At 57.2% G+C, this 14,186-nt stretch carries 10 protein-coding genes and 6 pseudogenes; 11 read left to right on the top strand and 5 right to left on the bottom strand.

Going from position 1 to position 14,186, the window contains the following annotated elements:
- Positions 1 to 30: 30 nt before the first annotated feature.
- A pseudogene (gene clpA / locus N7E01_RS16295) lies at positions 31 to 2,358 on the bottom strand (ATP-dependent Clp protease ATP-binding subunit ClpA).
- 142 nt (positions 2,359 to 2,500) lie between these two features.
- Positions 2,501 to 2,827: an ATP-dependent Clp protease adapter ClpS gene (gene clpS, locus N7E01_RS16290; RefSeq protein ID WP_289173640.1), complete on the bottom strand. Its 327-nt coding sequence runs from the start codon at positions 2,825 to 2,827 to the stop codon at positions 2,501 to 2,503.
- Between the two features lie 175 nt (positions 2,828 to 3,002).
- On the opposite strand from clpS, the gene N7E01_RS16285 reads away from it, so the two are divergent.
- Positions 3,003 to 3,245, top strand: coding sequence for a cold-shock protein (locus N7E01_RS16285; protein WP_289173639.1), 243 nt, complete (start codon positions 3,003 to 3,005; stop codon positions 3,243 to 3,245).
- A 159-nt stretch (positions 3,246 to 3,404) separates the two neighbouring features.
- Positions 3,405 to 3,845 carry a DUF192 domain-containing protein gene (locus tag N7E01_RS16280; RefSeq protein WP_289173638.1) on the top strand — a complete coding sequence of 147 codons (441 nt, stop codon included), beginning with the start codon at positions 3,405 to 3,407 and terminating at the stop codon, positions 3,843 to 3,845.
- Between the two features lie 127 nt (positions 3,846 to 3,972).
- On the opposite strand, the pseudogene pcaF reads toward N7E01_RS16280, so the two are convergent.
- The 3 pseudogenes from pcaF to xseA all read right to left on the bottom strand — a co-directional run bounded on the left by pcaF (position 3,973) and on the right by xseA (position 7,308).
- Positions 3,973 to 5,177 (bottom strand): annotated as a pseudogene (pcaF, locus tag N7E01_RS16275) (3-oxoadipyl-CoA thiolase).
- A gap of 92 nt (positions 5,178 to 5,269) precedes the next feature.
- Positions 5,270 to 5,847: pseudogene (sodB, locus tag N7E01_RS16270) on the bottom strand (superoxide dismutase [Fe]).
- Between the two features lie 101 nt (positions 5,848 to 5,948).
- Positions 5,949 to 7,308, bottom strand: a pseudogene (xseA, locus tag N7E01_RS16265) (exodeoxyribonuclease VII large subunit).
- A gap of 670 nt (positions 7,309 to 7,978) precedes the next feature.
- On the opposite strand from xseA, the gene N7E01_RS16260 reads away from it, so the two are divergent.
- From N7E01_RS16260 to murJ, 9 genes and pseudogenes are all read left to right on the top strand, one after another.
- Entirely contained in the window at positions 7,979 to 8,593 is a 615-nt protein-coding gene (locus N7E01_RS16260) for a MotA/TolQ/ExbB proton channel family protein (RefSeq protein ID WP_289173637.1), read from the top strand.
- Positions 8,590 to 8,997, top strand: coding sequence for an ExbD/TolR family protein (locus N7E01_RS16255; RefSeq protein ID WP_289173636.1), 408 nt, complete (start codon positions 8,590 to 8,592; stop codon positions 8,995 to 8,997). Before N7E01_RS16260 ends, N7E01_RS16255 begins: the two co-directional genes overlap by 4 nt.
- Positions 8,998 to 9,006: 9 nt before the next feature.
- On the top strand, positions 9,007 to 9,933 hold the full coding sequence (gene lpxK, locus N7E01_RS16250) for a tetraacyldisaccharide 4'-kinase (RefSeq protein ID WP_289173635.1): 927 nt from the start codon (positions 9,007 to 9,009) through the stop codon (positions 9,931 to 9,933).
- Positions 9,846 to 10,085 (top strand): tetraacyldisaccharide 4'-kinase, encoded by a 240-nt coding sequence (locus N7E01_RS16245; RefSeq protein WP_289173634.1) that lies wholly within the window; start codon positions 9,846 to 9,848, stop codon positions 10,083 to 10,085. The genes lpxK and N7E01_RS16245 overlap by 88 nt, the downstream gene beginning before the upstream one ends.
- A 43-nt stretch (positions 10,086 to 10,128) precedes the next feature.
- Positions 10,129 to 10,329, top strand: a complete 201-nt coding sequence (locus N7E01_RS16240; protein ID WP_289173633.1) for a Trm112 family protein — start codon at positions 10,129 to 10,131, stop codon at positions 10,327 to 10,329.
- The gene (gene kdsB, locus N7E01_RS16235; RefSeq protein WP_289173632.1) at positions 10,326 to 11,090 is read left to right on the top strand and encodes a 3-deoxy-manno-octulosonate cytidylyltransferase; all 765 of its coding nucleotides are present in this window, start codon (positions 10,326 to 10,328) and stop codon (positions 11,088 to 11,090) included. The genes N7E01_RS16240 and kdsB overlap by 4 nt, the downstream gene beginning before the upstream one ends.
- A gap of 88 nt (positions 11,091 to 11,178) precedes the next feature.
- Positions 11,179 to 11,834, top strand: a pseudogene (gene adk, locus N7E01_RS16230) (adenylate kinase).
- Between the two features lie 12 nt (positions 11,835 to 11,846).
- Positions 11,847 to 12,605 (top strand): 3-hydroxyacyl-CoA dehydrogenase, encoded by a 759-nt coding sequence (locus tag N7E01_RS16225; protein WP_289173631.1) that lies wholly within the window; start codon positions 11,847 to 11,849, stop codon positions 12,603 to 12,605.
- Between the two features lie 14 nt (positions 12,606 to 12,619).
- Positions 12,620 to 14,172 (top strand): annotated as a pseudogene (gene murJ / locus N7E01_RS16220) (murein biosynthesis integral membrane protein MurJ).
- The last annotated feature ends 14 nt before the right edge of the window (positions 14,173 to 14,186 follow it).

Raw genomic sequence — 14,186 nt, 5'->3', positions numbered from 1 at the left:
ATGGGGACAAACAACCAGCGAACTGTCCATTTAGTCGATGAGTTCGGCTTCAGACACTTTGGGGGGCCTTGACCGATGGCGCTTCGTTATCGAACAGCAGCACCACCTTGCCCTCGTCGGAGAGATCGACCGTGACATTGCCACCGTCGGTCAGTCGCCCGAACAACAGCTCATCGGCCAAGGCACGACGGATCGTGTCTTGAATGAGACGTTGCATGGGCCGTGCGCCCATGAGCGGATCGAAGCCTTCTTTGGCCAGATAATCACGCAGGGTTTGCGAAAAGACCACTTCAACACGTTTTTCATGCAACTGGTCTTCAAGCTGCATCAGGAATTTGTCGACCACACGCAGAATGATGTCGCGCGTAAGCGGTGTGAACCCGATGATGGCGTCAAGACGGTTGCGGAATTCTGGCGTGAATGTACGCTTGATGTCGACCATTTCGTCACCTGTTTTGGGTGCCGATGCAAAACCGATGGTCGTACGGTTCAAGGCTTCGGCCCCCGCATTGGTTGTCATGATGATGATGACGTTGCGGAAGTCGGCCTTGCGCCCGTTGTTATCGGTAAGCGTACCGTGGTCCATGACCTGAAGCAAAATGTTGTAGACATCGGGATGCGCCTTTTCGATTTCGTCGAGCAACAGCACACAATGCGGCTGTTTGGTGACCGCTTCGGTTAGCAAGCCGCCCTGATCAAAACCGACATAGCCCGGAGGCGCACCGATAAGACGCGAAACCGCATGACGTTCCATGTATTCGGACATATCGAAACGCAACAGCTCGACACCCAGCGTAAACGCGAGCTGACGGGCCACTTCGGTTTTGCCGACACCGGTTGGCCCCGAAAACAAGAAAGAACCAATAGGTTTGTCAGGGCGCCCGAGACCGGAACGAGCCATCTTGATGGCTGCGGCCAAAGCTTCGATGGCTGCATCTTGACCGAACACGACTGTTTTGAGATCGCGTTCCAGCGTCGCCAGCTTGTTGCGGTCATCGGACGAAACGTTTTGTGGCGGAATGCGTGCAATCTTGGCCACGGTGGCTTCAATTTCAGCCTTACCGATCGTTTTCTTTTGTTTTGATTTCGGCAGCAGACGCTGGGCAGCCCCCGCCTCGTCGATGACGTCAATGGCCTTGTCAGGCAGGAAACGATCGTTGATGTGCCGTGCCGACAGTTCGGCGGCAGCCGTAATGGCGGCAGAAGTGAATTTGACCCCGTGGTGCGCTTCGAAATGCGACTTCAGACCGCGCAGAATCTCGATGGTCTGACCGACCGTGGGTTCGGCTACATCGATTTTCTGGAAGCGGCGTGCCAGCGCGTGGTCTTTTTCGAAAATGCCACGGAACTCATTGTAGGTTGTCGCGCCCATGCACTTGAGCTTGCCCGATGACAACGCCGGTTTAAGCAGGTTGGAGGCATCAAGTGTGCCCCCGACGCCGAGCCGGCACCGATGAGCGTATGAATTTCGTCAATGAACAACACTGCATTGGTATTGTCTTGCAACGCTTTCAATACGGCCTTGAGACGCTGTTCGAAGTCACCGCGGTATTTTGTACCGGCCAGCAACGCCCCCATGTCGAGCGCATACACATTGGCACTGGCCAGAATCTCGGGGACATCATTTTGGGTAATGCGCCATGCCAGACCTTCGGCAATGGCCGTTTTACCCACACCGGCCTCGCCAACCAGCAACGGATTGTTTTTGCGACGACGGCACAACACCTGAATTACCCGCTCGACTTCAGCCTCGCGGCCGATGAGCGGATCAATGCGGCCCAGACGTGCTTCTGCATTGAGATCAAGGGCGTAAAGCTCAAGCGGTGACTTCTGCTGATCGGACCGCGCGTCTGGCTCTGGAGTACCGGATGAAGGCTGGGCTGCCGCAGCCTTGGGTGGTTCTGCGCGCGGCGGTTCGGGTGTCTTGGTGATGCCATGCGACAAATAATTGACCACATCAAGGCGCGTGACGCCCTGCTGCAGCAAAAAGTACACTGCATGCGAGTCTTTTTCGCCATACATGGCCACCAGCACATTGGCGCCGGTTACCGTATTTTTACCGGAGCTGCTGGACGACACATGCATGATGGCGCGCTGAATGACGCGCTGAAAACCCAATGTAGGCTGGGTATCGACTTCGGCCTCGCCTGGATGTACCGGCGTATTGTCGGCAATGAATTTGCGCAATTCGGTGCGCAAGGCTTCGATGTCGGCCGAGCAGGCACGCAAGACCTCTGCCGCAGCAGCGTTATCGAGCAACGACAACAACAGATGCTCGACAGTTATAAATTCGTGTCGCGCCGTGCGAGCCTCGACAAAGGCCAAATGCAGGCTGACTTCAAGTTCTTCAGAGATCACGCTTCCTCCCGTTACCGAAGCGGACAAACAACATATTCAGGACTGATATGAGTCCATTTGTCCTAAGGTATCACCCATTATGCAGTGAGTACATTGGGTGTGACCCGATTACATCAAAAAAGTTTTCACACGATACTGCAAACTAACCCGCGTCTGGCGCTGGTTCCATGATGCACTGTAACGGATGCTGACGTGCCCGGGCCATCTGGCGGACCATTTCGACACGGGTCGCCGCAATGTCACGGGTATAAATACCACAGACGCCACGCCCCTCATGATGCACTTTCAGCATGATGCGAGACGCTTCTTCCTCGCTTTTTCCGAACACCCGCTGCAATACGCCAACCACGAACTCCATCGGGGTGTAGTCATCGTTCAATAAAACGACCTGATACATGGGCGGCGGCTTGACCTGTTCTTTTTGTCGATCGAGCACGGTATCGCGCTGAATATCGGTATTAATGGCCATGATTCATTTCAAATCTAAGTAATTTCCATAGTTGACTACAGCGAGCAACATTGAGCATTATCGTTCTGTTCCGGAAAAGGGTCGGGGGACCAGGCACTTTCCGGAACCGGCAGGCTACCGCAACGCCGGCGGCCCTGGTTTTTACCTAACACTATAGTCGAGAGAGGCAGTACGTATGTCCGAATCTAGCACCACCTCAGCCGGGGACACCCAGAAGCTGACTGGAACCGTCAAGTGGTTCAACGACGCGAAGGGCTTTGGCTTCATCACCCCCGACAACGGGGGAGAAGACCTGTTCGCGCATTTTTCGTCGATCCAGATGAATGGCTTCAAAACCTTGAAAGAAGGTCAGAAAGTGGCGTTTGAAATCGCCCAGGGCCCCAAGGGCAAACAAGCCCTGAACATTACTGCCTCTTGACCAACAACTCGTCAAACCAGAAGAATAATAATACTCAATAAAAGTCGAACTGGCGGGGTGCAATGCCCCGCCTTTTTTATGTTTTGAACGGCCTGCACCGTCTTCGCCTTAAACTACGCACACTCGCCTCATGGTCAAACCTTTTCTTTGCGCAACGCTATGACTGTCTTTCGATCATTGTTTTACGGCATGGTGCTGATGCTTGCCGGCCACGCGACAGGCCAGGCACAAAGCCTGCTGCCTTCCATCGAACTCACAATAAACAACATCACGATTCAGGCCGAACTGGCCACGACCAGCGCCGCCCATCAGCAAGGGTTGATGCACCGCACCAGCCTGCCGCAAAACCATGGCATGCTGTTCGTGTTCCAGACACCGGTTTTCCAGTGCTTCTGGATGAAAAATACGCCATTGCCCCTGTCAATTGCCTTTATCGATGCCGGCGGCACGATTACGCGTATTGCCGACATGACGCCTCATGACGAAGCGGCCCACTGCCCACCCGGCGACATTGTCTATGCGCTTGAAATGGAACAAGGCTGGTTCCGCCACTACAACATACAGGCCGGGGCTTCCGTCAACGGGCTGCCGGCCAACTGATCGGGGCTCAATTCGGTTCTTGAAAAAACGGGGCAAGCCCAAAAACAGGCCTGCCCCGATATGTGATGCGCCAAGAGGCGCATCTGTACTACGTTAATGACGCCAGGTCTGGACTACAGCCAGACAATCAGACGCGCTCGATAATAACCGCAATACCCTGACCAACGCCGATACACATTGTGCACAGTGCGTAGCGGCCACCGGTGCGATGCAGGTGATACATGGCCGTAGTGGCCAGACGCGCACCACTGGCACCCAGGGGTGACCCAGAGCAATGGCGCCACCGTATGGGTTGACGCGTGGGTCATTGTCGGCAACATTCAGCAAACGCAATGTGGCAAGACCCTGGGCCGCAAAGGCTTCATTCAGTTCGATGACATCGATCTGGTCAATCGTCAGACCAGCCATTTTCAAGACTTTTTCTGACGCAGGTGCTGGCCCGATACCCATGATGCGAGGCTCAACGCCGGCAGCCGCCATGGCCACGATACGGGCACGTGGTGTCAGACCGTTGGCACGGGCGGCTTCTTCCGAGGCTACGATAAGGGCACATGCCCCATCGTTCACACCAGACGCATTACCTGCCGTAACGGTACCGTCAGGGCGCACGACAGGCTTGAGCTTGGCCAAGGCTTCCAATGTGGTGGCACGGGGGTGTTCGTCGGTATCGACAATAATCGGGTCACCCTTGCGCTGGGCAATGGAAACCGGTGTGATTTCTTCCTTGAAAATGCCTTTTTGCTGGGCATCAGCGCATTTGGTCTGGCTGGCCAGAGCAAACAAATCTTGGTCTTCGCGCGAGACCTTGAACTGGTCAGCCACGTTTTCAGCCGTTTCGGGCATGGAATCGACACCGTATTGTGCTTTCATCAGTTTGTTGACGAAGCGCCAGCCAATCGTGGTGTCGTAAATGGCGGCGCTGCGCGAGAACGCAGATTCAGCTTTACCCATGACAAACGGGGCCCGGCTCATGCTTTCGACACCACCGGCGATCATCAGGCCAACATCGCCCGAACGGATAGCACGGGCTACCGTACCCAGCGAGTCAAGACTCGAACCACACAGACGGTTGATGGTTGAACCGGGAACGGTTTCAGGCAAGCCGGCCAGCAACGAAGCCATGCGGGCCACGTTACGGTTGTCTTCACCCGCCTGGTTGGCGCAACCGAACACGACGTCATCTACACGCGACCAATCGACATTGGGGTTGCGCTCCATGAGCGCCTTGAGAGGAATAGCCGCCAGATCGTCGGTACGAACGGAAGACAGCGCGCCGCCATAACGGCCAAACGGAGTGCGAATTGCATCGCAGATGAAAGCGTGAGTTGTCATAATGAAACCTGAAGGTTTTTAAAGACAAACCCCTGCCACACCGGGTGTGACAGGGATAAGAAACAAAACAAGAGATGAAACGCCTTGGGGAATTAACCCAGGTTTGCTGCCGCAAAATCCCAGTTCACCAGGTTCCAGAAGCTTTCCAGATACTTGGGACGGGCGTTGCGGTAGTCGATGTAGTAAGCGTGTTCCCAGACGTCACAGGTCAGCAGCGCGACATCGGATGTTGTGAGGGTGTTGCCGCGTTGCTGGTGTTGACGATATCGAGGGAACCGTCAGCTTTCTTGACCAGCCATGTCCAGCCCGAACCGAAGTTGCCGGCCGCCGACTTGTTGAACGCTTCTTTGAATGCGGCAACGCTGCCCCACTTGGCCGTGATAGCATCGGCCAGCTTGCCGGTGGGTTCACCGCCACCATTAGGCGACATGCTGTTCCAGTAGAACGTGTGGTTCCAGACCTGGGCTGCGTTGTTGAATACACCACCCGAAGATTTCTTCACGATGTCTTCAAGCGAAGCCGATTCGAACTCGGTGCCGGCAATAAGATTGTTAAGGTTGGTGACGTAAGCCTGGTGGTGCTTGCCGTAGTGGAATTCGAGCGTTTCTTTGGAGATGGTGGGTGCCAGGGCATCCATTGCGTAGGGCAGTTCAGGAAGCGTAAAAGCCATGATCGATATCCTTATTAAAAAACCCGACAACCTGACAGGCCGAGGGGCAACATGGGTTGACACGAATGCAGGCCACCCGCCGCACGCCCTGTCGCGGGCACTTACAACAGGCGACTTGTTTTAAAAACTTCGACATCGGCACTACCCTGACCCAGTTCAAGGGTGAGCCGGTCTCCAACCGATAAGTCTAACGCATTTTTCACCAGTTCCCCATGGGGATTCCGGACCAGTGCATAGCCGCGGCCGAGAATTTTCCGGGGATTCAGCGCCTGCAGTGTCAGCACGGCCGCATCCAGCCGGGCGCGCGGGGCACGCAACTGACGCGCACCGACGGCAACCAGGCGCTGCTGTGCCCGATCAAGATCACGCCGGACGCGGCTCACCGAAGGCAACGCAGCCGTTAACCGGGTAATCAGCATCGCCAGTCGTGTCGATTCAAGCGACTGCCGGCGCCGGGTCGCCTGATGCAGCCGGCGCTGCAGGTCATCGACCTGGAGTCGCTGGCGCTGCAAACGCTGCTGCGGTGACACCAGCAGCGCCATGGCGCGATCCAGGCGCAGCGCGGCACGTTCGAGCACGCGACGTTGCTGACGTTCAAGGTGGATCAGCAATTCGCCGACCTGATCAAGACCGCGTTGACGTGCCGTGCATGACAACTCAGCCGCTGCCGTTGGCGTCGGTGCACGCAGGTCGGCCACAAAATCGCAAATCGTGAAGTCGGTTTCATGACCGACACCACTGATCACAGGAATCGGACTGGCCGCTACCGCGCGGGCCAGGGCTTCGTCGTTGAAGCTCCACAAATCTTCGAGACTGCCGCCGCCACGAACCAGCAGCAGCGTAGCCACCTCGTTACGGTCGATAGCCGTTTGCAGGGACTGTACCAGCTTGGCCGCAGCGCCCTCACCTTGAACAGGTGCGGGATAAACGATAACCCTGACATGCGGCGCACGCCGCGCCATTGACGTCAGCACATCACGCAGCGCCGCCGCTGCCAATGACGTCACCACGCCGACAGCGTGGGGCATCGTTGCGATCGGCCGCTTGCGCGCCGGGTCAAACAGCCCCTCGGCGGCCAGCTTTTCCTTCAGTCGCAAAAAGCCTCGTGCAAGTCACCTTGCCCTGCCCGGCGCAAGGTTTCAACCTGAAGCTGATAATCACCGCGCGGCTCGTAAAGCGTGACAGTTGCTCGAAACTCGAAACGCTCGCCTGCGCGCGGCGTGAATGACAGGGTCTGGGCACGCCCGCGAAACATGACGGCCCGTACCGAGGCACGCTCGTCCTTGATGGTGAAATACCAATGCCCGGACGCCGCCTGGGTAAAGTTCGAGATTTCCCCCTCACCCAGATGCGTGAAAAGTTGCCCTCGAGCAGGTTACCCACCTGGCGATTGAGCTGGGCAACGGACAACACAACGTCAGAAGATTCTGCAGACGGCGCGGCAAAGAATTCAGGGTTCATAACGACGGTTGACGATGTGAAAAATGTCCGGCGAAACAGGGCCAGTCGCACCCGCGACAAGCCTGAAGGGGCGCCAGTATACCCCTTGTTCAAACAATCGACAGCCCCCTGCCGCAGACTGTTGAAAACCCAGCAAAAAAGGGCTTTAAGGTCATTTTCAGGCAAATTCACAGGAAAGCTGTCCACATTTTTTTCGCTTTGTCAAATCGACGTCAGATCAAGCCAATTAGCTGCATACCTCAATAAAAACCTTACATAAACAATATAAACCATTGATTTATATTAGTTTAATAAAAAGTTCAAAAATGAGCTCAAATTGTCCACGGAACCTCAAAACCCCGTCAAACAATGACTTGCGTACAGTTGTACACACAATTATCCACAGATTCTGTGGATACTCTGTGGAAAGCCTTTATTTACGCCATATGACGGATAAAACAGTCCAGCCTGCGCCACCTTTACGCCGGTCTTGCGTGCATAACCGCAGTATTGCAATACGTACACGGAACGTCCGTTCGCCTACGCTGACAGACACAGGCCTTGCCCGCTTGCACCGACACCGTCGCCGCGTAAAATGGGCACCAGACGGACAATCGACCCACCCCACTGAAACCGACGGCTGGTCGCCCTGGCGGGCCAGACCAGACATCCTGCTCCCGGAGACAACGTTTTGCTGCAAATCATTCATGATGCCGGTTGGCCCATCTGGCTGCTGATTGCCACTTCCGTCATTGGGTTGGCTCTGATCATTGAACGCTTTCTGGCCCTGCGCACACGGTATGTGACGCCATCTGGCTCGCTGGAGCACGCCATGAGCCTTGTCCAAAACACCGCCCCGCTGCCCTCTGCGCTTGAAAAACTGGCCGGCAGCTCGCCAGCGGGTCGCGTTCTGGCCGAAGTCATTGCGGTGCGCGAGCACGACATGGCCTATCGGGTTGCCGCCATTGAAGACGTGGGAAAAGACGTCGCGTGGCGGCTTAACCGCTACGTACCCACGCTCGCCACCATTGCCGTTATCTCGCCATTACTGGGGCTGTTCGGCACAGTGGTCGGCATGATCGAAATTTTTGCATCGTATACCCCGGCCGGTGGTGACCCTGCCCAGCTGGCACGCGGCATCTCGGTTGCGTTGTACAACACGGGTTTCGGCATTCTGATCGCGGTACCCGCCCTGATCTTCCATCGCTATTTCAAAGCCCGTGTCGAACATTTCCTGCATCACATCGAGCACCAGGCCAGTACACTTGACCGACTGCTGCAACAGCACCCAGGCCGTTCTGCATGAATTTTCGTCGCTCCATGTCCTCCGACGAGCCGGAAATCAACCTTATCCCGCTCATCGACATTTTGCTGGTCATCCTGATTTTCCTGGCGGCCACCACGTCGTTCCATCGCTATCAACAGATCAACGTGTCATTGCCCAAGGCCAGTGCCCAGGCACTGGCCGGCGAGCCCTTGCGGCTGGCCATCAGTCAGGAGGGTCAGTATGCCCTCGACAGCCATCTGCTGGACGGCAGTTTGGCTGCAGACCTCGCCATTGCGCTTGAACATGCCAGCCAGGGTCAGGATGACCCCGTCTTGTTGATCAACGCGGATGCCCAGGCACCCCACCAGGCAGTCATCACGGCCATGGAGGCCGCACGTCAGGCCGGCATTTCGCACGTCAGCTTCGCCATCCAAGCCCCATAAGGCCTCACCTTGACATTCAGGCAACGCTTAACCCAACGCATCCACGCCCTCTGGCAAACTCCCGGGCTGGTCAGCACACTGCTGTTACCCCTGTCCTGGCTGGTCGGACTGGCCATAAAAACCAAGCAACGCCGCTGGCAACGTCAGCCCCCTGAACGTGTCGCCCCGGTACCGGTCATTGTGGTGGGCAACCTGATGGTGGGCGGAACCGGGAAAACGCCGGTGGTAATCGCGCTTGTGCAAGGCCTGCAAAAACTGGGATGGACACCCGGCGTCATCAGCCGCGGATATGGCGCCCGCATGCCAAAAGATCAGGCGCGTTGCGCCGTCAGCCCGCTTGACCCCGCCTTGTTCGGTGACGAACCCAGCCTGATTGCAGCAGCAACCGGGGCACCGGTGGCCGTACATCCCAAACGCACCCTGGCACTTTCAACACTGCATCAGCACCGGCCGGATGTCAACGTAGTCATCTCGGACGATGGACTGCAGCACCTGGCCCTGGCCCGGGATATGGAGATTGTGGTGCAAGATGGGCGTGGGCTTGGCAACGGCCGTTTGCTGCCGGCCGGTCCGCTGCGCGAACCCCGATGCCGTCTCGGCCAGGTCGACCTGATCATCAACAACGTCAGTGCAAGCAATGACCAGGAGGCGGTCACCAACCCGCATCGCCACAAACCGCTGCCCGGGCTGCCCCCGCATGTACCTGCCTTGCAGATGCAACTGCATCCGGTCAGTTGCACCCACCTGCTGACCGGCACTGTGGTTGCCTGGCCTCAGTGGCGCCAAACGCATGGCACCAGGCCCTGGCCGCCGTTGCGGCCATTGGTCAACCTGAACGCTTTTTCGGCATGCTGCGTCGGCTGGGCCTCAACCTCGGACAGTGCATCGGCTTGCCTGATCACGATGACTTCAGCGACCCGCCCTTCAAGCGCATGACCGCGTCACTGATCCTGGTTACCGATAAAGATGCCGTGAAATGTCGTCGTCTGGGCGATGAGCGCCTGTGGTCGGTCCAGGTCGCACCACGGTTTTCTGACGAGACCTGGATACAGCGTATCCACCAACAGCTAAAATCACTTCGTTCCTGAACAATCATCATCACTCTCATTCTGAACCTGTACGGACCTTGCCATGGACTCAAACCTCTTACAAATTCTGGTCTGCCCCGTCTGCAAGGGCCCACTTCAACACGATGCCCAGAACCATGAACTGATCTGCAAGGCAGACAAACTGGCATTTCCCATCCGTGACGGCGTACCCGTCATGCTCGAACATGAAGCGCGCGCCCTTCAAACTGAAGCGGGCGGTGCCAACGCGGCCAGCGCATCATGAGTTTTGTCGCGGTCATTCCGGCCCGTGCCGCATCCACGCGCTTGCCGGGCAAACCGCTGCTCGATATCGGCGGCAAACCCATGGTCGTTCGCACCGCCGAGCAAGCCCGTCGTTCAACCGCCCGGCAAGTTGTTGTCGCCACCGATGACGACACGATCTGCCAAACCGTCAAGGTGCACGGGCTCGAGGCCATCATGACGCGCACCGATCATGCGACCGGTACCGACCGGCTTTCAGAGGTCGTTGATTTCCTGGGTTTGCCCGATGAGGACATCGTCGTCAATGTGCAGGGTGATGAACCACTGATCGACCCGGCCCTGATTGATGCCGTGGCAACAACGCTGGCCCGGCATCCCGTTGCGGCCATTGCCACATGCGCCGCCCCCATCACTGAGGCGGCCACGCTCTTTAACCCTAACGCAGTCAAAGTCGTCTGCAACCATGACGGGCTGGCGCTGTATTTTTCACGCGCTCCCATCCCTTGGGCCCGCGACGCCCTTGCCGATGGGCAGCAGCGTCTGGCCGCCGGAATTCCCGCATTGCACCATATCGGTCTTTACGCGTATAAAGTGGGTTTCCTGAAAAAGTTTCCTCGTCTGGCTGTGGGCCCACTCGAGCAGTTTGAGTCCCTTGAGCAGCTCAGGGCCCTGGAAAATGGCTATTCCATAGCAGTAATGGTTACCGACACACCGCCTGCAGCCGGGGTTGACACCCCTGCCGACCTGGCCCGTGTACGCGATATCTTCGCAAATCGGTTATAAACCATCTACAAATTTATTCGTCCGGCGCGATAATTGTTGCGCTGCCGCATTAAAAAGAACGTTCAAAAGTACTACTGGAGGTAATTTCATGCGACTGATTCTGCTCGGTCCCCCGGTGCTGGCAAAGGCACGCAAGCCACATTCATCACCCAACAATTTGGTATTCCCCAAATTTCAACGGGCGACATGCTGCGCGCGGCCGTCAAGGCTCAAACCCCGCTGGGCATTGAGGCCAAGAAGATCATGGATACCGGCGGTCTGGTTTCGGATGACATTATCATTGGCCTGGTTCGTGATCGCCTGAAAGAAGCCGATTGCCAGAATGGTTACCTGTTTGACGGCTTCCCGCGCACGATTCCCCAGGCAGATGCCCTGAAAGACGCCGGTGTCGATCTTGATTACGTCATCGAGATGGTTGTCGCCGACGAAAACATCATCGAGCGCATGAGCGGTCGACGTGTGCATACGGCCAGCGGCCGCACCTACCACGTGACCTTCAACCCGCCCAAAACACCCGATACCGACGACGTTACCGGTGAGCCCCTGGTGCAACGCGACGATGACCGTGAAGAAACCGTACGTCATCGCTTGTCGGTGTACCAAAGCCAGACACGCCCCTTGGTTGACTACTACCAAAGCTGGGCCGCCACCGGCGATGCCAAAGCACCCAAATTCCGCCAGGTTGAAGGGGTTGGCAGCGTCGAAGATATCCGCCGCCGTATTACACAAGCGCTTGAAAGTTAATTCACGAATATCATGCAAATCAAAGATAAAGTATTCATCGTGACCGGCGGGGCCTCGGGCCTGGGTGCCGGTACCGTACGCATGCTCGTTGCCGAAGGTGCCAACGTTGTTCTGGCCGACGTTCAGGATGAACCCGGTCAGGCACTGGCCAAGGAACTGGGGCAAACCTACGTTCATTGCGACGTAACCCAAGAGGCCGATGGCCAGGCTGTTGTTGACGCTGCACGTAAACTGGGCCCGCTGTTTGGCTTGGTCAACTGTGCCGGTATTGCGCCAGCCTCGCGCATTGTAGGTAAAAACGGCCCGCACGCCCTTGACCTCTTCCAGAAAGTCATTATGGTCAACCTGGTGGGCAGCTTCAACATGTCGCGCCTGGCCGCCGCCGCCATGTCGGAAAACACCCCGGAAGCCACCGGCGAGCGTGGCATCCTGATCAATACGGCCTCGGTTGCCGCCTACGATGGCCAGATCGGCCAGGCCGCCTACGCCGCCTCAAAAGCCGGTGTGGTCGGCATGACACTACCCGTAGCGCGCGATCTGTCCAAACTGGGCATCCGTTGCATGACCATTGCCCCCGGCATTTTCGGTACACCCATGGTGTACGGTATGCCCCAGGAAGTGCAAGACTCTCTGGCCGCCAGCATTCCGTTCCCGTCGCGGCTGGGTCGTCCTGAAGACTATGCCAAACTGGTACAGAGCATCATCACCAACGAAATGCTGAACGGGGAAACCATCCGTCTGGATGGCGCTATCCGTATGGCTCCAAAATAAGACGCTGACCAGCCATGGGCTTGTTACGGTCCGCCGCAACAGTCAGCAGCTTTACCCTGCTATCGCGAATCACTGGCCTGATTCGCGATATTTTTATTGCCAGTTCGTTTGGTGCAGGGCCCTTGACTGACGCCTTCTGGGTTGCCTTTCGCATCCCCAACCTGTTGCGACGCCTGTTTGCCGAAGGCGCGTTTTCGCAGGCGTTTGTCCCGATACTTGGGGAAGCCAAGAACCAGGGCACGCCGGAATCCGTACGCCTCTTGCTGGATCGCGTCGCCGTACTGCTGACGGTTGCCCTGATGGCCGTCACGCTGATCGGCATGCTGGCCACGCCTTGGGTCGTCAGCGCCATGGCGAGCGGTTTGCGGGCCGCCAGTCGCCAGACTGAATTTGAAGCCGCCGTCTGGATGACACGACTGATGTTCCCCTACATCATTTGCATGTCACTGGTGGCGTTTGCCTCTGGCGTGCTGAACACCTGGCGACGCTTCGCTGTACCGGCCTTCACGCCGGTCTTGCTGAACATCGCCATGATCGTGGCGTGTATTTTTCTGACACCATGGTTTGAAACCCCGATTTACGCCCTTTCCGTTGGCGTGATGGTCGGTGGCGTTGCCCAGCTAACGGTGCAATGGGTTGCATTGGCACGACTGGGGCTGACACCCAGGCTGTCATGGGGCATCAAGACGGCCGCACAAGACCCGACCGTTCAACGCGTCATGCGACAGATGCTGCCGGCCATTCTGGGCGTATCGGTTGCCCAGATTTCCCTGCTTATCAATACCAACATCGCCACCTGGCTGACAGCGGGCAGTGTCACCTGGCTGTCGTTCGCCGATCGTCTGATGGAATTTCCGACGGCGTTGCTGGGCATTGCGCTGGGAACAGTCTTGCTGCCCAGCCTGTCGGCGGCGCATGCCGCCAAAAAACCGATGACTACAGCAACCTGCTGGACTGGGGCCTGCGGCTGGTCATGCTACTGGGCCTGCCAGCGGCCATGGGCATGGTGCTGCTGTCCGAAGGACTGGTTGCCACGCTGTTTCATTATGGGGCTTTCAACGCGGCTGACGTCGAGCAAACGCGCCTGGCCGTCATGGCGTATTCGGCCGGGCTGATTGGCCTGCTGGCCATCAAGATCCTGGCACCGGGTTTTTATGCCAAGCAAGACATCAAGACCCCGGTCAAGATCGCGATTGCCGTACTGATACTGACGCAACTGCTCAACCTGGTGTTCGTGCCACTGTTCGCCCATGCCGGGCTGGCGCTGTCGATTGGCCTGGGGGCAACCGTAAACGCTGTGCTGCTGCTGGTATTGCTTTGCCGCCGCGGCGTTTACCGGCCACGCAAGGGCTGGCTGATGTTCATGATTAAAGTCATCCCAGCCCTGGCTGCCTTGGCGGCCGTGCTGCTGGTCGCCAACCAGCAGATCAACTGGATAACCTTCGACAACGTCTTCATCCGGGTGCTCTGGCTGGGCGGCGTACTGGCCACAGCAGGCGTCACCTATTTTTGTGTGCTGTTTATTACCGGATTTCGCCCACGGCACTTTACAAGAAAAGCCTTGTAAGATAGAATCTTGGT

This window comes from Neopusillimonas aromaticivorans (assembly GCF_030344915.1).
GTDB lineage: Bacteria > Pseudomonadota > Gammaproteobacteria > Burkholderiales > Burkholderiaceae_B > Neopusillimonas > Neopusillimonas aromaticivorans.
Note: the sequence above shows the minus strand (reverse complement) of the source record. Positions and strands in the feature narration are given on the sequence as shown.